Source organism: Kribbella sp. NPDC051620, from assembly GCF_044453825.1.
Lineage (GTDB): Bacteria > Actinomycetota > Actinomycetes > Propionibacteriales > Kribbellaceae > Kribbella.
Genome location: NZ_JBITDB010000006.1, coordinates 468,361 through 485,631 on the forward strand (window position 1 = coordinate 468,361; position 17,271 = coordinate 485,631).

The 17,271-nt window shown below is 68.8% G+C and carries 19 protein-coding genes; 7 read left to right on the plus strand and 12 right to left on the minus strand.

Going from position 1 to position 17,271, the window contains the following annotated elements:
• Nucleotides 1-16: 16 nt before the first annotated feature.
• Together ACIA12_RS31840 and ACIA12_RS31845 are read left to right on the plus strand one after the other, a co-directional pair.
• The gene (locus ACIA12_RS31840; protein WP_396370903.1) at nt 17-1,282 is read left to right on the plus strand and encodes a magnesium transporter MgtE N-terminal domain-containing protein; all 1,266 of its coding nucleotides are present in this window, start codon (nt 17-19) and stop codon (nt 1,280-1,282) included.
• Entirely contained in the window at nt 1,272-1,808 is a 537-nt protein-coding gene (locus ACIA12_RS31845; RefSeq protein ID WP_396370905.1) for a DUF1003 domain-containing protein, read from the plus strand. Before ACIA12_RS31840 ends, ACIA12_RS31845 begins: the two co-directional genes overlap by 11 nt.
• On the opposite strand, the gene ACIA12_RS31850 is transcribed toward ACIA12_RS31845, so the two are convergent.
• Nucleotides 1,780-3,384 carry a WD40 repeat domain-containing protein gene (locus tag ACIA12_RS31850; protein ID WP_396370907.1) on the minus strand — a complete coding sequence of 535 codons (1,605 nt, stop codon included), beginning with the start codon at nt 3,382-3,384 and terminating at the stop codon, nt 1,780-1,782. The two genes, ACIA12_RS31845 and ACIA12_RS31850, sit on opposite strands and share 29 nt — an antisense overlap.
• A 106-nt stretch (nt 3,385-3,490) precedes the next feature.
• Here ACIA12_RS31850 and ACIA12_RS31855 point away from each other — a divergent pair, with 106 nt between their 5' ends.
• The gene (locus ACIA12_RS31855) at nt 3,491-4,636 is read left to right on the plus strand and encodes an Mrp/NBP35 family ATP-binding protein (RefSeq protein ID WP_396370908.1); all 1,146 of its coding nucleotides are present in this window, start codon (nt 3,491-3,493) and stop codon (nt 4,634-4,636) included.
• A gap of 424 nt (nt 4,637-5,060) precedes the next feature.
• On the opposite strand, the gene ACIA12_RS31860 is transcribed toward ACIA12_RS31855, so the two are convergent.
• The 7 genes from ACIA12_RS31860 to ACIA12_RS31890 form a co-directional block, all read right to left on the minus strand.
• Entirely contained in the window at nt 5,061-5,402 is a 342-nt protein-coding gene (locus ACIA12_RS31860; protein ID WP_396370909.1) for a sec-independent translocase, read from the minus strand.
• 75 nt (nt 5,403-5,477) lie between these two features.
• Nucleotides 5,478-6,776, minus strand: coding sequence for a S1C family serine protease (locus ACIA12_RS31865; RefSeq protein ID WP_396370910.1), 1,299 nt, complete (start codon nt 6,774-6,776; stop codon nt 5,478-5,480).
• Nucleotides 6,777-7,161: 385 nt separating this feature from the next.
• Nucleotides 7,162-8,235 carry a transcriptional regulator gene (locus ACIA12_RS31870; RefSeq protein WP_396370912.1) on the minus strand — a complete coding sequence of 358 codons (1,074 nt, stop codon included), beginning with the start codon at nt 8,233-8,235 and terminating at the stop codon, nt 7,162-7,164.
• Nucleotides 8,236-8,238: 3 nt separating this feature from the next.
• Nucleotides 8,239-8,850 carry an anti-sigma factor family protein gene (locus tag ACIA12_RS31875; RefSeq protein ID WP_396370913.1) on the minus strand — a complete coding sequence of 204 codons (612 nt, stop codon included), beginning with the start codon at nt 8,848-8,850 and terminating at the stop codon, nt 8,239-8,241.
• The gene (gene sigE / locus ACIA12_RS31880; RefSeq protein WP_396370914.1) at nt 8,847-9,530 is read right to left on the minus strand and encodes an RNA polymerase sigma factor SigE; all 684 of its coding nucleotides are present in this window, start codon (nt 9,528-9,530) and stop codon (nt 8,847-8,849) included. The genes ACIA12_RS31875 and sigE overlap by 4 nt, the downstream gene beginning before the upstream one ends.
• 165 nt (nt 9,531-9,695) lie before the next feature.
• Nucleotides 9,696-9,917, minus strand: a complete 222-nt coding sequence (locus ACIA12_RS31885) for a biotin/lipoyl-binding carrier protein (RefSeq protein WP_396370915.1) — start codon at nt 9,915-9,917, stop codon at nt 9,696-9,698.
• Between the two features lie 36 nt (nt 9,918-9,953).
• Entirely contained in the window at nt 9,954-10,496 is a 543-nt protein-coding gene (locus tag ACIA12_RS31890; RefSeq protein WP_396370916.1) for a CGNR zinc finger domain-containing protein, read from the minus strand.
• A gap of 69 nt (nt 10,497-10,565) precedes the next feature.
• On the opposite strand from ACIA12_RS31890, the gene ACIA12_RS31895 reads away from it, so the two are divergent.
• Both ACIA12_RS31895 and ACIA12_RS31900 read left to right on the plus strand, forming a co-directional pair.
• Nucleotides 10,566-11,741 carry an MFS transporter gene (locus ACIA12_RS31895; RefSeq protein WP_396370917.1) on the plus strand — a complete coding sequence of 392 codons (1,176 nt, stop codon included), beginning with the start codon at nt 10,566-10,568 and terminating at the stop codon, nt 11,739-11,741.
• The gene (locus ACIA12_RS31900; RefSeq protein ID WP_396370918.1) at nt 11,731-12,324 is read left to right on the plus strand and encodes a GNAT family N-acetyltransferase; all 594 of its coding nucleotides are present in this window, start codon (nt 11,731-11,733) and stop codon (nt 12,322-12,324) included. Before ACIA12_RS31895 ends, ACIA12_RS31900 begins: the two co-directional genes overlap by 11 nt.
• On the opposite strand, the gene ACIA12_RS31905 is transcribed toward ACIA12_RS31900, so the two are convergent.
• A complete protein-coding gene (locus ACIA12_RS31905) occupies nt 12,317-13,180 on the minus strand; it encodes an SIS domain-containing protein (protein WP_396370919.1) in 864 nt (287 codons plus the stop codon). The genes ACIA12_RS31900 and ACIA12_RS31905 overlap by 8 nt on opposite strands.
• Before the next feature lie 119 nt (nt 13,181-13,299).
• Here ACIA12_RS31905 and ACIA12_RS31910 point away from each other — a divergent pair, with 119 nt between their 5' ends.
• Complete coding sequence (locus tag ACIA12_RS31910; RefSeq protein ID WP_328327915.1) at nt 13,300-14,082, plus strand: DeoR/GlpR family DNA-binding transcription regulator; 783 nt, start codon at nt 13,300-13,302, stop codon at nt 14,080-14,082.
• Nucleotides 14,083-14,259: 177 nt separating this feature from the next.
• On the plus strand, nt 14,260-14,934 hold the full coding sequence (locus ACIA12_RS31915; RefSeq protein WP_396370920.1) for an O-methyltransferase: 675 nt from the start codon (nt 14,260-14,262) through the stop codon (nt 14,932-14,934).
• Between the two features lie 31 nt (nt 14,935-14,965).
• Here the strand turns inward: ACIA12_RS31915 and ACIA12_RS31920 are convergent, their stop codons facing one another.
• The 3 genes from ACIA12_RS31920 to ACIA12_RS31930 are packed head-to-tail and all read right to left on the minus strand — an operon-like array spanning nt 14,966 to nt 17,259.
• A complete protein-coding gene (locus ACIA12_RS31920; protein WP_396370921.1) occupies nt 14,966-15,700 on the minus strand; it encodes an alpha/beta hydrolase family protein in 735 nt (244 codons plus the stop codon).
• Between the two features lie 30 nt (nt 15,701-15,730).
• Nucleotides 15,731-16,741 (minus strand): amidohydrolase family protein, encoded by a 1,011-nt coding sequence (locus tag ACIA12_RS31925; protein WP_396370922.1) that lies wholly within the window; start codon nt 16,739-16,741, stop codon nt 15,731-15,733.
• Nucleotides 16,741-17,259: a 3-hydroxyanthranilate 3,4-dioxygenase gene (locus ACIA12_RS31930; RefSeq protein ID WP_396370923.1), complete on the minus strand. Its 519-nt coding sequence runs from the start codon at nt 17,257-17,259 to the stop codon at nt 16,741-16,743. The genes ACIA12_RS31925 and ACIA12_RS31930 overlap by 1 nt, the downstream gene beginning before the upstream one ends.
• Nucleotides 17,260-17,271: the final 12 nt, after the last annotated feature.

Sequence of the window (17,271 nt, forward strand, 5' to 3'; positions counted from 1 at the left end):
CACTAGCCTTCGAGTTATGAGCGGCCCTCCTACGCGCGTCTACGTGGCCCGGCTGGCTGGTCTTCCCGTGTACGACCCGAACGGGGACCAGGTCGGCAAGGTCCGCGACGTCGTCGTCATGCTCCGGCAGGGGACGCAGCCGCCGCGGGTGCTCGGGCTGGTGGTCGAGGTGTTCACCCGGCGGCGCATCTTCCTGCCGATGACCCGGGTGACCTCGGTGGACGTCGGGCACGTGATCACGACCGGGCTGGTCAACATGCGCCGGTTCGAGCAGCGCAGTACCGAGGTACTGGTGCTCGGTGAGCTGCTGGACCGGACAGTGACGATCATCGAGTCAGGTACGCAGGCGACTGTGTTCGACCTGGCGATGGAGCAGTGGCGGACGCGCGACTGGGTGTTGACCAAGGTGGCCGTCACCGAGGGCGGGAAGCGGTTCCGCCGGCGCCGGGGACAGTCGCATGTGCTCGACTGGGCCGACGTGAGCGGGTTCGCCTCGGTGGAGGAGGGCCAGGGCGCTACCCACATCCTGGCGGCCTTCGACTCGATGAAGGCGGCGGACCTGGCCGGCGTACTGCATGAGCTGTCGCCCAAGCGGCGCAAGGAGATCGCTGCCGCGCTGGATGACGAGCGGCTGGCCGACGTATTGGAGGAACTGCCCGAGGACGACCAGGTGGAGATCCTGGCCGGCCTGGACACCGAGCGGGCCGCGGACGTGCTCGAGGAGATGTCGCCCGACGATGCGGCCGACCTGATCGCCGAGCTGCCGACGGAGACCGCCGAGGCGCTGCTGACGCTGATGGAGCCCGACGAGGCCGAGGACGTCCGGCGGCTGCTGACGTATGAGGAGCGGACCGCTGGTGGTCTGATGACGTCGGAGCCGGTGATCCTGCCGGCGGACGCCACTGTCGCCGATGCGCTGGCACATGTGCGGAATGCCGAGCTGAGCCCGGCGCTGGCCGCGATGATCTACGTCTGCCGGCCGCCGCTGGAGACGCCGACCGGCCGGTTCATCGGTATCGGCCACATCCAGCGGTTGCTGCGTGAACCGCCGTCAGCGCTGGTGTCCGGGGTGCTGGACACCGACCTGGACGGGCTCCGGCCGGATGACAGCTTGCATGCCGTGAGCAAGTACCTCGCCACCTACAACCTGGTGGCGGCGCCCGTGCTCGACGACGAGGGCCGCCTGCTCGGCGCGGTCACCGTGGACGACGTACTGGACCATCTGCTCCCCAGCGACTGGCGGGAACCGAATCAGCAGGAGGTGGACGGCCATGCCCCGTGACGACCGCAGTACCGACGAGCGCCGGTTGACCCGGCCCGCCGCCGACCGGCTGGACATCCCGCGGGAGCTGCGCCGCACGATCGTCCGGCGGCGGGCGTACGACGCGGACGCGTTCGGCCGGCTGTCGGAGCGGATCGCGCGCTTCCTCGGCACCGGGCAGTTCCTGGTCTACATGACCGCGACGATCGTCTTCTGGGTGCTCTGGAACATCTTCGCTCCGGAACACATGCGCTGGGACCAGTACCCGTTCATCTTCCTGACCCTGGCGCTCAGCCTGCAGGCGTCGTACGCCGCTCCGCTGATCCTGCTCGCGCAGAACCGGCAGGAGGCCCGCGACCGCGTCCAGTACGAGCGGGATCGGGACGTGGACGCCCGGACCCGGGCTGACATGGAGTTCCTGGCGCGCGAGATGGCCGCGCTGCGGATGTCCATCGGCGAGGTCGCCACCCGCGACTTCCTCCGCTCGGAGCTGCGATCACTACTGGCCGAGCTAGACCTCAAAGACCGCGAGGACGATCGCGTCTGAGATGGGTCAGCAGGGCCGCGGCCAGCTTGGCCAGGGCAGCGTCGCTGGGTTCGTCGTACTGGTTGTAGAACGCCTCGGCGTCCTTGCCGGTCAGCTCGGCGAGCGGGCGGGCTGCCAGGTCGGCCAGCTTTGGTGTGCGGTAGCGCAGTACTGCGGTCGCTCCGTCCGCGTCGGTGCCGGTGAGCAGGACGCCATCTGTGGTTGCGTTGCGTAGCGGAATGGGTGGGAGGCGGCGGCCTGAGGGGAGGTCGTACAGGTCCACCTGCTGTTGGCCGGTACGGACCAGGAGACGGGAGTCTGGGGTGATGGCCGAGTCGTAGGCGATGAACTCGGGGGGCTGGGGCTCGGGTGCGGTGTCGACGGGGTGGCAGTGTGGGAGGCGCCAGAGAGCTAGGCCGGTCGGTTCGACGGCGGCTAGGTAGGTGCCGTCGGGGGTGACGAGTGGTGGGGTCTGGGGGTTGTCCAGTGTCAGGTAGGCGATCGGTTCTCCGCCAGGTACTCGTGCGACTGCTATGTGGCTCCTGCGGTGGCAGTCCCGGCCGCCGGTGACGAGGATGTCGCCGTCGGGGGTGAAGAGGAGGCTGTCGACCTCCCTTATGCCCGCTGGCCTGGTCGGGACGAACGCGGTGGTCTTGCCGCTGGCTCTGGTGCGTCGGAGACGGACTGCGCCGGATCGCTGGGCCTTGGCGGCCAGGCTGCCGTCGGGGCTGATCGCTGTGATCAGTGGGCGGCGCTTGCCTTGGGGACGCTTCGGCGACTCGCTGGTCTCCGGCGGCTCGGCGCCGGTACCTAGTGCTTCGAAGGGCCGGCGGTTGTCGCGTGCATTGGCGTAGCTCTTGGCGAGCTGGACCAGGGTCTGGTCTGCCGGCTGCCAGTCGGCTAGTTCGACGAGGCAGCGGGCTGACCATTCGAGTGGGGCTTTGGCGAGCGCCTGCCAGAGGTACTGCTGGCGGTCGGTACGCAGTAGGGCGATCACTGCCTCCCACTCTTCAGGGAGCAGGTGCTCGGGGACCGCGGCCACTCTGTAGGCCCAGGCGACATGCTCTCCTCGGCGGGCGGCTGTGGCGAGGTGGACCCGTAGTAGCGGATCGCCTTCTCTACGGGCGTTTTCGACGAGTTCGCCTGACGGGTCCGTGTGGGCATAGGCGTCCTGGTCGCCCAGGAGGAACAGGGTGACTGCTTTCTGGCGGGCGTCAGCGGGGAGCCAGTCCTTGATGAGTTGCTTCAGTCCGCCATCAGGGTCCCGCAGCCAGACCTGCCAGACGGCCTGGCGCGCGCTTGGGTCGGTGAGTCGCTCCAGGTAGTACCAGGCGAAGGCAGAGACCCGTCGATGGGTGAAGACGCCGCGGACCGGGTCGCCGGAGCCGGCGGTGTAGACCTCGGCGAGGGTACGGGCGTACCAGGCGATGTGCCCCGGTGACGGGCTCCAGGGCCTGAACGGGCGCCACTTGGGTGCCACCAGCTTCTCGAGCTCGGTGAGCGCCCGTTCCTGGTACCGGACCTCGTTGCGCTGCTCCAGACCGAGCGCCCTTCGCCGGAGTCGCTCATGCAGCGGGGTGATGGCGGAGGAGGGCACCGGCCGACACTATCCACCTCCCCCGGAGGTTAGGTTTGCCTTGCCGGGCCTAGGTCACAGTGGACTGGGGTCGGGTGGGGGTTGTGGAGCACGTAGCCTTGTGGGCATGGCCCCAACTGCTGACCAAGTGACCGCCGCACTGGGTGGCGTCATCGACCCGGAGATCAAGAAGCCGATCACTGAACTCGGCATGGTCGAATCCGTCGTGGTGAAAACCGACGGCGTGGTCGCGGTGAAGATCCTGCTGACCGTCGCCGGCTGCCCGATGAAGGACACCCTGCGCCGCGACACCACCGCCGCCGTCAGCGCGCTCGACGGCGTGACCGGGGTCGAGATCGAGCTCGGCGTGATGTCGACCGAGCAGCGCGCCGCCCTGCAGACCCAACTGCGCGGTGGGGTGGCCGAGAAAGAGATCCCGTTCGCGCGGGCCGACTCGCTGACCAAGGTGTTCGCGATCGCGTCCGGCAAGGGCGGCGTCGGCAAGTCGTCGGTGACGGTGAACCTGGCCGTCGCGATGGCGGCCAAGGGGCTGTCGGTCGGCGTCCTGGACGCCGACATCTACGGCCACTCGATCCCCGCGATGTTCGGCGTCGCGGACGAGCGGCCGACCGCGGTGGACGACATGATCATGCCGGTGCCCGCGCACGGCGTGAAGGTGATCTCGATCGGCATGCTCAAGCCCAAGCGCGACCAGGTGGTCGCCTGGCGCGGGCCGATCCTGGACCGCGCGCTGGTGCAGATGCTGGCCGACGTGTACTGGGGCGACCTCGACGTCCTGCTGCTCGACCTGCCGCCCGGTACCGGCGACATCGCGATCTCGGTCGGCCAGCGGCTGACCAGCGCGGAGGTCATCGTGGTGACGACCCCGCAGGAGGCCGCCGCCGAGGTGGCCGAGCGGGCCGGCACGATGGCGCAGATGGTGCACCAGCGGGTGGCCGGCGTGATCGAGAACATGTCGTTCCTGCCCTGCCCGCACTGCGGCCCCTCGCACCGGATCGAGATCTTCGGCTCCGGCGGTGGCGCGCGAGTGGCGTCGACACTGTCGCAGCGGCTCGGATACGAGATCCCCCTGCTGGGTGAGGTCCCACTCGACGAGCGCCTCCGCAGCGGCGGCGACATCGGCCAGCCCCTGGTGATGGCCGACCCGGAGACCCCAGCGGCCCTGGTCCTCGGCGAAATCGCCGACCGCCTAGGCGGCAAACCCCGAGGCCTCCTCGGCCGCCAACTAGGCCTCTCCCCAATCGGCCGCTGACCTGTAATTCCCCACGCGGCCTAACTACGCAGCCCGCTCCCACCCACCCCATGGGCGCGTGCTGCGCCCGCTTACTCGACAGCACCCTGGCCCCGTCGTCTCGCAGATCGCTAGCGACTCGATAGCTGGGGCGCTGCCGCAGTACCCACCCCGAGGCGTAGAAGCCTGAGCGACGCAGAGCGAACGGGGCGCCGGTGTGGGCCGGCGTGGGCGGATACCTAACGCCAGACAGCCCCCGAGTCCACGCCATGGCAGTCAGCCACCCATAGCAGACCCGCGACAACCAGCCCGCTCTCACCAAGCCGGCGACGGAGGAGCCCGCGCCCGGGGCGGGTGGGAGCTCAGCGCCGGGTGAGCGACGAAGGAGCGAGCGGAGGCGCCAGCGTGGGCGAGTACGCCGCGCCTGACTCAGGAAGCGGAAGTACTACGTGGCTTCGGGGTCGAAGGGGGCTCGGGTGCCGGTGGGGAGGCGTTCGGGGGTGGCGTAGCCGTTGGAGATCGGCTTGTCGGCGTCGAAGTCGCCGTCGATGCCGTCCAGGAGGTGTTTGCGGACGAAGCTGCGGGGGTTGAGGTCGCGGACGTCCAGGTCGGCGAACTCGGGGCCGAGCTCCTCGCGGAGGTCGTTCTGGGCCTTGCTGACCATGCCACGGACCTGGCCGAGCAGCTTGGCGGCGGTACGGACGAACTCCGGAAGCCGGTCGGGGCCGAAGACGAGAATCGCGACGATGGCGATCACCGCTATCTCGAGCGGACCGATGTTGAACATGCCCCACCTTTTCCGAGGTTCCGTTGCGCCGCGGACAGCCTAGCCCGCTGCTGGTCGACGACCCGTCCGGGTCGCTCAGCCTTCCTGGGCGGTCAGCTTCAGGGTCACCTCGCGCGGTTTGCCGCCGCGCTCGAAGACCAGCCGGATGTTCTCGCCGGGCTGGTGTGTGCGGATCGCGACGATCAGCGCCTCGGCGGTGTCCACCGGCTGGCGGTTGATCTGGGTGATCACGTCGCCGGTGCGCAGTCCGGCTCGCTGGGCCGCGCTCTTCGGCAGGATCTCGCTGACCCGGGCGCCGCCTTCGAACTGCATGTCCACGTTCGCGCCGATCACCGGGTACGACGCGTGGCCGGAGGCGATCAGTTGCTGCGCGGTACGCCGTGCCTGGTCGATCGGGATCGCGAATCCGAGCCCGATGTTCCCACTCGCACCCGGCTCGGCACCGCGCACCGTCGCGATCGCCGAGTTGACGCCGATCACGTGCGCGTCCATGTCGACCAGCGGCCCGCCCGAGTTGCCCGGGTTGATCGCCGCGTCGGTCTGCAGCGCGTTGATGTACGAGATCTCGCCCTCGCCACCGGCGGTGACCGGCCGGTTCTTGGCCGAGACGATGCCGGACGTGACGGTCCCGGCGAGGCCGAGCGGCGAACCGATCGCCACCACGTCCTGCCCGACGACCGCCTTCGCGGACTCGCCGAACTGCACCGACGGCGCGTCGATCCCGAACACCTGGACCACCGCCAGGTCGTACGCCGGTGAGCGGCCGACCAGGCGGGCCGTGGCGACCTTGCCCTTCTCCGTCACCACCTGGATCGAACCGCCGTCCGCCGCGGCCGCGACGACGTGGTTGTTCGTCAGGATGTGCCCGGAGCCGTCGATGACGAAGCCGGAGCCAGTGGCGTTGGAGTCGTCGGCCCCTTCCACCTTGAGCTGGACGACGCTCGGCAGCAGCGTCTGGGCGACGGCCGAGACCGAGCCGGTCTTGATCTTCGGGTCGGCGCCGGTACCGATCTCCGGACCGGAGTCGTCGACGCTGTTCTTGTCCAGAGCCACCACCGCCACGGCCGCACCTCCGCCTGCGACCAGACCGATGAGCAGGGCGATCACGGCCGCCAGGCTGATGATCTTGTTGCGCTTCTCCGGCGGTGCCGGGGTGTACGCGCGAGCCTGCTGCTGGTGCCAGTCCAGCGGCGGCGGGGGCACGTAGTCCGGCTGCGCGGTCGGCCAGGCCTGCCCGGCGGGGTACGTGGGCCGGAACCCGTTGTCCTGCGGCTCAGGCCGTCCGAAGCTGCGCTGGGTCGTCGACCGCCCGTTGCTCTGCCGGTACGCCGAACTGCTGCTGCCCGGAGCCGGCAACGGCTGCGACCCGGCCATGGTGTTCGGCGGAGTCAGCGCGGAGACCGCCGGACTCCCCGCGTATCCATTGGTCGAAGGAGCCGCCCCGAAGTACCCCGAGCCGGCTGGAGCCGGAGGGGCCTGGCCAGCCGGAGCCGGACCGGCAGCAGCCTGGCGTGCAGGGGGTGCAGCAGGTGCGGGCGCAGGAGTCACCGGCTGCGGCGCAGTGAGACCTGCGGCCGCGTCGGCCAGGGTCGGGTCGCCCACAGGCGCCCCAACGTCCTGGTTGCTGTCCGGGGTTGCAGGGTTCCGGGGCGTCGGTTCGGCGTCATCCCAGCTCACGGTGCCCGCCTCACGTCGTCGTCGTCGTCTTGGAGTCGGGAGCGGCCCGCACCGAGGTGCCGGGAAGTACTCCCACAGTTGATTATCCCAGCTTGTGGGAAAGCGCACCCATCGGTGTGAGCCAAGAGGCGATTTTAGCCAACCCGGTGCCCATCCGCTGGACCGCCGTGACGTTGGGCGGCGGCACGTGCGGGAACGCCGCGACCACCTTGCCGAGCGTCTCGAACGGCAGGTCGCCAACCATCGTGTAGACGATCCCACCCGACGACCAGACGACGTACGACGGCATCCCGTACCGCTGGTAGACCCGTGCCCCCTCAGGCGTCGTCGACGCCGTGTAGCCCGCCACTGCGGCCGGGTCGAGCTCCCCGCGCTGCTCGAAGAGCGAGACGTTGAACAGCCCGTCCGAGTACGAGAACTGCAGCGACTTGGTCGCCTGGTCCTGATGGACGTCGTAGAGCTGCAGCGACGCCGGGAGCACCGGCGAGCAGGTCCAGCCCTGTGAGCGCAGCCCGTCGACACTGCCCATCCCGACCGACTCGACACTGCCCGGAGCCATCGGCGGCAAGTGGCCGATGAACTCGGACTCCTCGATCTCCAGGTCGGTGAAGACGGTCGCCCGGACCATCGTCTTGCCGTCGTCGCTGAACAGCTGCCGCTGCAGCAGCAACCCGGTTGCCTGGTCGATCCAGAACCGTGCCGCCAGCGTCCGGTCAGCCCGGAGCGCCTCGACCAGTACCGCGGCCCGCCCGATCGTGTCCGTACAGCACTTGTAGGCGAGCTCGTACGTCGCCTTGAGCAGCGACAGCGGCCCACCGTCGACAGTCGGCCCCACTGCGTGGCTGGCGCGCTGCACGAACGCCTTGGCACCCGGTGACGCGGAGGACCCGACCACGCTGATTTCAGACCCCTGCGAAGCGGCGTGGACGATGTCAAGCATCGCGGAGCTCGACCCCTGCGTTCCCCAGGAGGTGATGATCTGGGTGCCGTGGTACGAGACATGATCCGGCGCTGCCGCCGCCCGCTCCAGCCAGGCGACAGCGTTCGGGTTGTCCTCGCGCTGCGCCACCGGAGCAGGCGTAGCCGCAGCAGGCACAGGCAGGCCAAAGCCGATCAGCGCAGTGCCGACCACTATGGCGAGCCGCGAAAGGCTCATCGGTCAGCGGCCTGTCAGAGCCACCGGCTGCAGCGTCGGGCTGAGCCCGGCGTATCCAGCCCCGTTGAAGGAGTTCATCAGCGCTACCGGGTCTGCGAACGGAGCACCGGCGGTCGCGGCCGCGTGGTCGGCGGTGTAGCTGGTCAGCGGGGGTTGCAGCGACGGCGGTTGCTCCGACCGGGCCGGGTCGCCCAGTACGAACGCAGTGCCGAGTAGTGAGGCCATGGCGGCTGCGGAGCCCGCTGCACCCAGCACGCCGGTACGCCGGCGGCTGCGGATCGCAGTACGGGAGCCTGGTCGCGTTGCGTCGCTCCGCGCAGCCGGGAAGGCCGATCGCTGAGGGCTGAGGGTGAAAGCCGGCGTGAGCACCGGGCGGATCTCCTCGCGCGGCTCCGTGCCGAACGACGAGACGCCCATCAGGCGCTGCATCAGGTCCATCGAGGGGTCCGGAGCGGGCGTCGCGGCCAGCCGGGCCTTGAGCCGCCGCTGGGCGTCCACCTCGGAGCGGCAGGTGTCGCAGCCGACCAGGTGGCTCAGCACCTTGTCGCGCGAGTCGTGGTCGAGCTCACCGTCGACGACGGCGCTCAGCTTGTCCAAGGGGTGTTGCACGGTCACCGGTCGCCACCTCCGGCACTGAGGGGCCCGTCGGTGGGCGGGCCGCTGATACGGGTCTGGCCGGACCGCGGCGCGCGGTGCTCGAGGTGCTTGCGCAGCATCGAGCGGCCGCGGTGGATCCGGCTGCGGACGGTACCGAGCTTCACATCCAGCACGTCGGCGATCTCGTCGTACGTCATGCCCTCGATGTCGCAGAGCACCACGGCCGCCCGGAAGTCCTCGGGCAGCGCGTCCAGCGCGTACTGCACGTCGTGGTCGAACAGGTCGTGGTCGAGCTTCTCGGCCGGGCCGGAGCCCTTGGCGGGCAGCCGGTCGTGCGCGTCCTCGGGCAGCCCGTCGAACCGGATCCGCTGCTTGCGGCGGGCACCGTCCAGGAACAGGTTGGTGGTGATCCGGTAGAGCCAGCCCTCGAAGGTGCCGGGCGTGTAGGACGACAGCGACCGGAAGACCCGGACGAAGACCTCTTGGGTCAGGTCCTCGGCGTCGTGCTTGTTGCCGGTGAGCCGGTACGCGAGCCGGTAGACGCGGGCCGAGTGGGCCCGGACGATCTCGTCCCAGGACGGCAGCGCCTCGATCTCCGGCTGGACCTTCGGGGTGCTCGCAGCGGGCACCACGGGAGTGTCGACCGGTTTCACGGCAACGCCTCCCTGGGTCCGCTCGGCAACGAGTGAGAACACCATGGTGCCGCGTTCACCGTCCTCTTCGCACGTCGGGTACACCCTGGTTCGACCCTGGGATGCCAGTACGACGAGTCAACGGCCCCCGCTGACGGGAAGTTCCCCGCCTCGGCAGCTCTCATGGAACTCTCATCTACAAGACGCGCGAGCGGTGACAAAGGTTGAACGCTACTTCTCTTCGATCACGGCGATCGGGTCGCCGTCGCGGACGACCTCGCCCTCGGAGACCTTGAGCTCGGTGATCGTGCCGGCCACCTCGGCGAGCACCGGGATCTCCATCTTCATCGACTCCAGGATGACGAGGGTGTCCTCCGGCCCCACCGTGTCCCCGGCCTTGGCGATGATCGTCTGGACGTTCGCCACCAGCTCTGCAACGACGGTGTGAGTCACGCGCGCTCCTCTGTTGCCGGGATCCTCGCGTCGATCCTAGGCCCCGGCCGCCTTCGAGCGGGCCCGGTACGACGCAACGCGGGTCCGGCCGGCGCACGTCGGCGTACAGAACCGCCGTGGACGCCGCTCCGCCGCGTTGACGAAGACCCGCTCGCAATCCGCCGCGGCGCAGGTGTGGATCGCCTCGAAACCGTGCCCGGCCACGAATCCGGACAGCCCGAGCGCCGCCCCCGCCGCCAGCCACTCGGCCCACGTCGCCTCCGGCTTGGCCACGTGCAGGTGCCACGGCGACCCGTCGTGATCCGACAGATACGGCCGTACCGCGTAGTCGCGCAGCAACTCGTTGAGGATCCGGGCCGCCTCCCGCGGCTCGGCGTGGAACACCGGCCGGATGCGCTCGCGAATCGCCTTCACAGCCGCCAGATCCCCCTCGTCGACCGTCGCCGTCGGCTCACCGTGCTCGAGCAGGAACTCCCGCAGCGCGTCGACCGACGTCAGCTTCTCCGGATCGAGCGACTTGGTGTTCACCAGGTCCACCGCGATCCGGATCATCCGGTCCGGCGTCGTCAAACTCTCCACTCGACCGATCGTAACGCCTTCGCTAAGGTAACGCGTAACAACCATCTATGCGTTACGTATGGAGGGACGATGCTGGCCCGCTATCTGACCGCGGCGACCCTCGCGCGGGTCGCTGCCGAGATGGTCGCGTTCACCCTCGTCCTGCTCGTCCTGGACCGCACCGACAGCGCTGCATTGGCCGGCCTCACCGGCGCCGGTTATGCGCTCCCCGCGATCGTGACCGGCCCGCTACTCGGCGCCTGGCTCGACAGAACGCAGCACCGCCGTGCTGCGCTAGCCCTCAGCCAAGCCGCATTAGGCGCCGTCATGCTCGCCATGCTCGCCGTCGTCGGCCACAGCCCTCACTGGGTCACTCCCGTCCTCGCAGCAGTCGCGGGTACGACTCTGCCGCTGATCAGCGGCGGATTCACCAGCATGCTCCCGAGCCTGGTCCCGTCGGAGCGTCTCCCCCGGGCCAACTCATTGGAGGCAGCCAGCTTCGGAGCAGCCACCATCACCGGCCCCGCAGCAGCGGCCACCATCGCTGCAGCCGTATCGGTTGAAGCAGCCGCCGTGGTGATCGCCCTGACCGCCGCCCTCAGCATCCTCGCGATCAGCCGTCTACCTTCGCTACCGACGGCCCACAAGGCCCAGGAGCCCTTCCTGGCTTCAGTAGTAGCCGGCCTCACCCACCTAGCCCGCACCCCGCGCCTGCGAGCCTCCACGGTGACCACCACCCTCCTCATGGGCGTGATCGGCATGCTGCTCATCACCCTGCCGCTGCACATGGCCTCGCTGGGCATGCCTCGCTCAGCCGCCGGCTACCTCTGGACCGCCTTGGAGCTGGGCAGTGTCACCACAGCCCTTCTCCTAGGCCGTTTCCAGACCCGCTGGCGACCCGAGCACGTCGTGATGCTGTCGGTAGCTGCCTATGGCCTCGCCTTCACCGCTTGGCCGTTGGCGAGCAGCTTCGTTGTGCTGCTATTGCTCGCAGTGTTCACAGGCCTTCTAGAGGGCCCGATGCTGCCGGCCATGTTCTCCGCCCGCCAGGTCTACAGCCCGCTAGCCCTACAGGGCCGGGTCGCCACCACAGCCGCCAGCCTGCGAGTAGGTGCTGCCGCAGTCGGCCAGGCAGCGGCCGGCCTACTCGTTCCAGCTATCGGCACCGACGCCGCACTCCTGCTGATCGCAGCAAGCCTGGTCGGCGCTTCAGCACTCGGCTACGTATCGAGCTACAGCACAAAGGCGGTCGCCGATGCTGGTTAAAGCCTGGGCCGACGGCTGGGCCATAGCGCGCGGAACGGCTGCACCGGTGGAGGTACCCGAGGGCTACCGCATCGACGTCAACCGGCCGGGACACCTCACGCGCTACGTGCTCCCCACCCACGCGCCGGAGCTAGCGGCTCGCCTGACGACACCAGACACCTGGCTGAAGATCTGCGGGCCCAAGCCACCTCTGGACGACCGGTGGCAGGTGCAGGCGCCCGAGTACCTGATGACAACGAGGCTGAACGCTGAGGAGCCGACCTGCCCACCGGAGTACGAGCTGGAGGTCGAGCAGGTGGACAGGCTCGTGACCGTGGTCGTCAGCAGCCGGGGTGAGACGGCGGCGCGGGGCCTGGCGGCGGTGAGCGGCGAGTACGCGGTGATCGACCAGGTGGTCACCGAGCCCGGCCACCAGCGCCGGGGACTCGGTACCACCGTCATGCGAGCGCTCAGCCAGGCAGCGAGCCGCAGCGGCGCGCGTACCGGCGTACTGGTTGCTACTGAGCAAGGGCAGCAGCTCTACAACCGGCTGGGCTGGGTGCTGGTGTCTCCTATGACCGCTGCTCGACTAGTACCTAGCTGAGGATGACTGAGCGGGTCAGACTGCGGGGCTGGTCGGGGTTGAGGCCCAGGGAGAGGGCCTTGGCGACCGCTACCCGCTGGGCGACGACCAGGGAGGCCATCGGGTCCAGGTCGGCGTGGTGGACGATCGTGGCACCGGTGGCGGTCACGTCGTCCAGCAGGTCGGCCGGCGGCTCGCCGAAGATCCAGACGCCGCGGCCGGGCTGGGCGATGGCGATCGGGCCGTGCCGGTAGTCCATCGCCGGGTAGGCCTCGGTCCAGGCCGATGCTGCCTCGCGCTGCTTCAGGCCGGCCTCGTGCGCCAGGCCGATGGTCCAGCGGGTGCCCAGGTACGTGACCTGCTCCAGCTTAGCCAGCTCGTCGACGTCGACGGTCAGGGCAACCTCGGCATCCGCGGCGGCCTGCGACAGGTCCTGTCCGAGCGACGCCCGCAGCAGCGCCAGCGTGGTGGTCGCGAAACGGGTCTGTACTACGGACTGCTCGTCCGCGAAGTCGAGCATGATCGTGTGATCGGCGAGCTCCACGATCGGCGATCCCGGCGTCGCGGTGATCGCGATCGTCGGCAGGGTCGTGGTGCGGATCAGGTCGAGCACCTCGGTCGTCGTACCGGACCTGCTGATCACCACCACCGCGTCGTACTCGCGGCCGGCCGGGAACTCCGACCCGGCGAACGCGTCGGTCAGGCCCTGGCCGAGGTCCTCGCGCAGCGCGGCGTACGCCATCGCCATGAACCACGAGGTGCCGCAGCCGACCGCTGCAACGCGCTGCCCGGCGGTGGGCAAAACGCCACCGTACTGCGCGAAACCGGCTGACACCTGCCGCCACAGCTCGGGCTGAGTGGCGATCTCAGTGCTCACGAAAGGAGTGTCGGTCATGTCGTCTCCGGACTTGTAATGGTCGAAACTGCTCGAACGTGATCGAATGGTGCCAACCGGCAGCCGTCCGGCTGACCGATTGTGTGAAGGAGGAGCCCCGGGTGAAACGTTATGAACGCCTGAACACGTTGCTCGAATCGCTCGCTGAGAAGGGCGCGATCGATGTCGACGAGCTCGCGGAGCAGTTGCACGTCTCCGCGGCGACGATCCGGCGTGACCTCGACCACCTGGGAAAACAGCAGCTGCTGACCCGTACCCGCGGCGGCGCGGTCGCCAACGCGGTCTCCTACGACCTGCCGTTGCGCTACAAGACTGCGCGTTTCGCGTCGGAGAAGCAGCGGATCGCGCAGGCCGCGGCGACGCTGGTCCGGCGCGGCATGGTGATCGGGATGAACGGCGGTACGACGATCTCCGAAGTCGCGCGCACGCTGGCGACCCGGCCGGAGCTGTCCGCCGAGCACGGCGAGCCGGCCTTCACGCTCGTCACCAACGCGCTGAACATCGCCAACGAGCTGATCGTCCGCCCGCACGTCAAGATGGTGCTGACCGGCGGCGTCGCGCGGCCGCAGTCGTACGAGATGATCGGGCCGCTGTCGCACCGGATCCTGGCCGACCTGTCGCTGGACATCGCCTTCATCGGCGTCGACGGGATCGACGAGACCGGCGCCACCGCCCATCACGAGGGCGAGGCGAACATCAACCAGCTGATCGTCAGCCGGGCCGCCAAGGTGGTCGTGGTCGCCGACTCCAGCAAGCTCGGCCAGCGCGCCTTCGCCCGGATCTGCGAGCTGAGCGAGATCGACACCCTCGTCACCGACGCGCAGGCCGACGAGTCGCAGCTGTCGATCTTCAAGGAAGCCGGGATCGACGTCATCCGTTCCTGACGCCCTTGACGCTGCTGACACCGCCCACACCTCCTTCGCCGGGTGATTCCTGCTCAGTCAACACGATCATATCTGCTCAGGGCTACAAGTTACGAGCAGGAGTGCGCAACCTCAGCGCGGGAGGCGCGGTCTGGGCATCGGGGGACGCTAGGCTTCCCCTGAGAAAACAACGCAGGGATGAGTACCGCAGCGGCATCGATCAGGGAGGGCATCATCGCCACGGGCATCGACCCCACGTCCTGGGCCTACGCCGAGGGCTACACCGGTGAGGACGAAGTCGTCACGGGTGCACGGGCGAGCGCCGACGACAGTGGCACCTCCTCGATCGGCCCTGGCGCCGCCTCCGCGCTGAGCCTGCTGGCTGCCGCGGTGGGCGCCAAGGCAGTCGTGGAGATCGGTACCGGCACCGGTGTCTCCGGCCTGGCGCTACTGCGCGGCATGCGCGCCGACGGCACGCTGACGACGGTCGACCTGGACGCGGAAAACCAGCGCTTGGCCCGCAAGACCTTCCTGGACGCCGGCATACCGTCCAACCGCTTCCGCCTGATCGCAGGCTCGGCCCTGGACGTCGTCACCCGGCTGACCGACGGCCACTACGACCTGGTCTTCTGCGACGCCGACAAGCGCGAGTACACGGCGTACCTGCACGAGGCCCTCCGCCTGCTCCGCCCCGGCGGCGTGGTCGTCTTCGACAACGCCCTGCTCCGCGGCCGGGTCGCCGACCCCTCCCACCGCGACCCCGACACCACGGCCGTCCGCGACCTCATCCGAGCCATCCGCGACAACGACGACCTGACCTCAGCGCTACTCCCCACCAGCGACGGCCTACTGGCCGCCGTCAAGCGCGCCTGACAGTCGCGCAGCGCCCTACTCCTGCAGCGCCCTACTCCTGGGCCCAGCCGGCGTATCTGGTGATCTCGGCTGTCACGTGCGGCCAGGCGGTACTGAGGGGGTCGATCAGTTCGTAGTGGCCGGTGCCTTCTACGCGGACGAGCCTCGCGGTGGGGTGGGCGGTGGCGTAGGACTCGGAGACTGCGAGGGGGACTCGGGCGTCGGCTGTGCCGTGGATGATCGAGACCGGCATGATCGGGGCGGGCAAGTGGGTGGGGTCCAGGTCGTTGCGGACGCCACCGCCCAGGAAGTCCTGTACTGCGGTCTTGTCGAGCTCTAGCTGGTCTGCCATCAACAGGTCGGCTACTGGGGCCAGCGCAACTACTCCGCGGAGGCGGATGGGGTTGAACGTTGCGGCCGCCCACAGGGCGAGGTGGCCGCCTGCGGAGTGCCCGGCCAGTACGAAGCCCGCGCGGAGGTCCATCAGGTCCTCTAGCCGGTCCAGGGCGTCGCGGATGTCAGTGGCGGTGGCGTCGGGGTTGCCGGGCTCGCGGCGGTAGTCGATGGATGCCACCGGCCACCCTTCCTCGGCCAATGCCTCGCCGAGCGGCCGGGCGTGCACCCGGTCGTACTCCGGGCGCCAGAAGCCGCCGTGGATGAAGATGATCACCGGGCGCTGCTCTTGCGCATGCCAGACGTCGACCATCTGCTCCGGGTAGTTGCCGTAGCTCAGCTCCTCGTCCGGATCACGTGCCTCGCGGGTCAGTACAGAGCGGTCCTCAGTCATCCGTGCCTCCCAACATCAGACCTCCCAGCATCAAGACCTCCCAGTTCGGTCCCCCAGGAAACGTAAGGCGTTGTCTGACAGCAGCTTGACCTGCTGGGCCTCCGAGAGCCAGTCGGCCCGCCGGACGACCTCCCCGACGGGTCGCTCACCCAGTGGATACGGATAGTCACTCCCGACCATTACCTGGTCTTCGCCGAGGGTATCGACCAGTAACCGCAAGGCTGGTTGCTCAAACACGACCGTGTCAACGGAGAAGCGCCCGACGTAGTGGCTGGGCGGGTGCTGAGACTTGCCCCGTACTACGTCGCCACGGCGATGCCAGGCGTTCTCCACCCGGCCCAGCCAGAAGGCGAAACTCCCGCCGCCGTGGGCGAAACAGATCCGCAACGACTCGGGCAGCTCGTCGAAGGCGCCGCCGAGGATCATCGCCAGCAGGGAAAGATGTGTCTCCGCAGGCATCCCGGTCAGCCAGCGCGCCATCCAGCGGTCGAGCCGAGGCCCACCCGGCATGTCCCACGGATGCACCAGAACCGGCGCGCCGACCTCCGCGCAATGCTTGAGGAAGGCAACGATCCCGGCGTCGTCGAGATCCTTGTCCCCTACATGGTTGCCGATCTCAACACCTTTGTGCCCGGCGGCCAGACACCGATCCAGCTCCGCACAGGCAGCATCCGGATCCTGCAACGGCACCTGACAAAACGGCACCAGCCGATCATCCCCCGCCAGCGTCTCCAACGTCAGATCATTGAAGATCCGCGAAACCTTGATCGCCTGATCGGCAGGCCGCTCATACGCAAAGAACACCGGCGTAGGCGAAACCACTTGCAGCTCGACACCATCAGCATCCATGTCCCCCCGCCGCGTCACCGGATCCCAAGCCTGCGCCCCAACCGGCCGGAACTCCGTCTCCCCGACCATGATCATCGCGTCCCGCTCAGAATCCACCCGCAACCAAGGCCACCCCTCCCCACCACAGGCGACACTCAGATCTGGCCAGCCCTTGGGGACGAGATGGGTATGGACGTCGATGGCGCCCGGCATCAGGCCTTGCCTGGGTGGAGGGTGCCGCATTGGGGGCAGGTGCGGGCGTCTTCGCTGTCGTAGAAGGCTTTGAAGACGGGTGGGAGGTCTTCGACGATGTCGTTGACCTGGAGCTCGACCTCGTGGACGACGGCGTTGCAGTTGGCGCAGTACCAGCGGAACTTCTCCAGCACGCCCGGCTCCCGGACTCGCTCGATCACCAGGCCGATCGAGTCCGCGTCACGCTGCGGCGAGTGCGGCATGTTGCGCGGCAGCATCCACATCTCGCCCTCGTTGATGTCGACCCGGGCCGGCCCGTCGTCCGTCATCACGTCGACGTGCATGGTGCCCTTGATCTGGTAGAAGAACTCCTCGTACGGATCGACGTGGAAGTCGTTGCGCTGGTTCGGCCCGCCGACCACCATCGTGATGAAGTCGTCGCCCGTCGGGAACATCTGCTTGTTGCCCACCGGCGGCTTGAGCAGGTGCTTGTTCTGCTCGACCCACTCGGGGAAGTTCGTCGACTCCAGGTTCGCCATCGTCTTCACCTC

Excerpts from the sequence above, each read along its gene's own strand:
- ACIA12_RS31840 (WP_396370903.1), top strand. The coding sequence starts at position 17 with ATGAGCGGCCCTCCTACGCGCGTCTACGTGGCCCGGCTGGCTGGTCTT.
- ACIA12_RS31845 (WP_396370905.1), top strand. The coding sequence starts at position 1,272 with ATGCCCCGTGACGACCGCAGTACCGACGAGCGCCGGTTGACCCGGCCC.
- ACIA12_RS31855 (WP_396370908.1), top strand. The coding sequence starts at position 3,491 with ATGGCCCCAACTGCTGACCAAGTGACCGCCGCACTGGGTGGCGTCATC.
- ACIA12_RS31860 (WP_396370909.1), bottom strand. The coding sequence starts at position 5,402 with ATGTTCAACATCGGTCCGCTCGAGATAGCGGTGATCGCCATCGTCGCG.
- ACIA12_RS31865 (WP_396370910.1), bottom strand. The coding sequence starts at position 6,776 with ATGGCCGGGTCGCAGCCGTTGCCGGCTCCGGGCAGCAGCAGTTCGGCG.
- ACIA12_RS31870 (WP_396370912.1), bottom strand. The coding sequence starts at position 8,235 with ATGAGCCTTTCGCGGCTCGCCATAGTGGTCGGCACTGCGCTGATCGGC.
- sigE (WP_396370914.1), bottom strand. The coding sequence starts at position 9,530 with ATGGTGTTCTCACTCGTTGCCGAGCGGACCCAGGGAGGCGTTGCCGTG.
- ACIA12_RS31895 (WP_396370917.1), top strand. The coding sequence starts at position 10,566 with ATGCTGGCCCGCTATCTGACCGCGGCGACCCTCGCGCGGGTCGCTGCC.
- ACIA12_RS31900 (WP_396370918.1), top strand. The coding sequence starts at position 11,731 with ATGCTGGTTAAAGCCTGGGCCGACGGCTGGGCCATAGCGCGCGGAACG.
- ACIA12_RS31915 (WP_396370920.1), top strand. The coding sequence starts at position 14,260 with ATGAGTACCGCAGCGGCATCGATCAGGGAGGGCATCATCGCCACGGGC.
- ACIA12_RS31920 (WP_396370921.1), bottom strand. The coding sequence starts at position 15,700 with ATGACTGAGGACCGCTCTGTACTGACCCGCGAGGCACGTGATCCGGAC.
- ACIA12_RS31925 (WP_396370922.1), bottom strand. The coding sequence starts at position 16,741 with ATGCCGGGCGCCATCGACGTCCATACCCATCTCGTCCCCAAGGGCTGG.
- ACIA12_RS31930 (WP_396370923.1), bottom strand. The coding sequence starts at position 17,259 with ATGGCGAACCTGGAGTCGACGAACTTCCCCGAGTGGGTCGAGCAGAAC.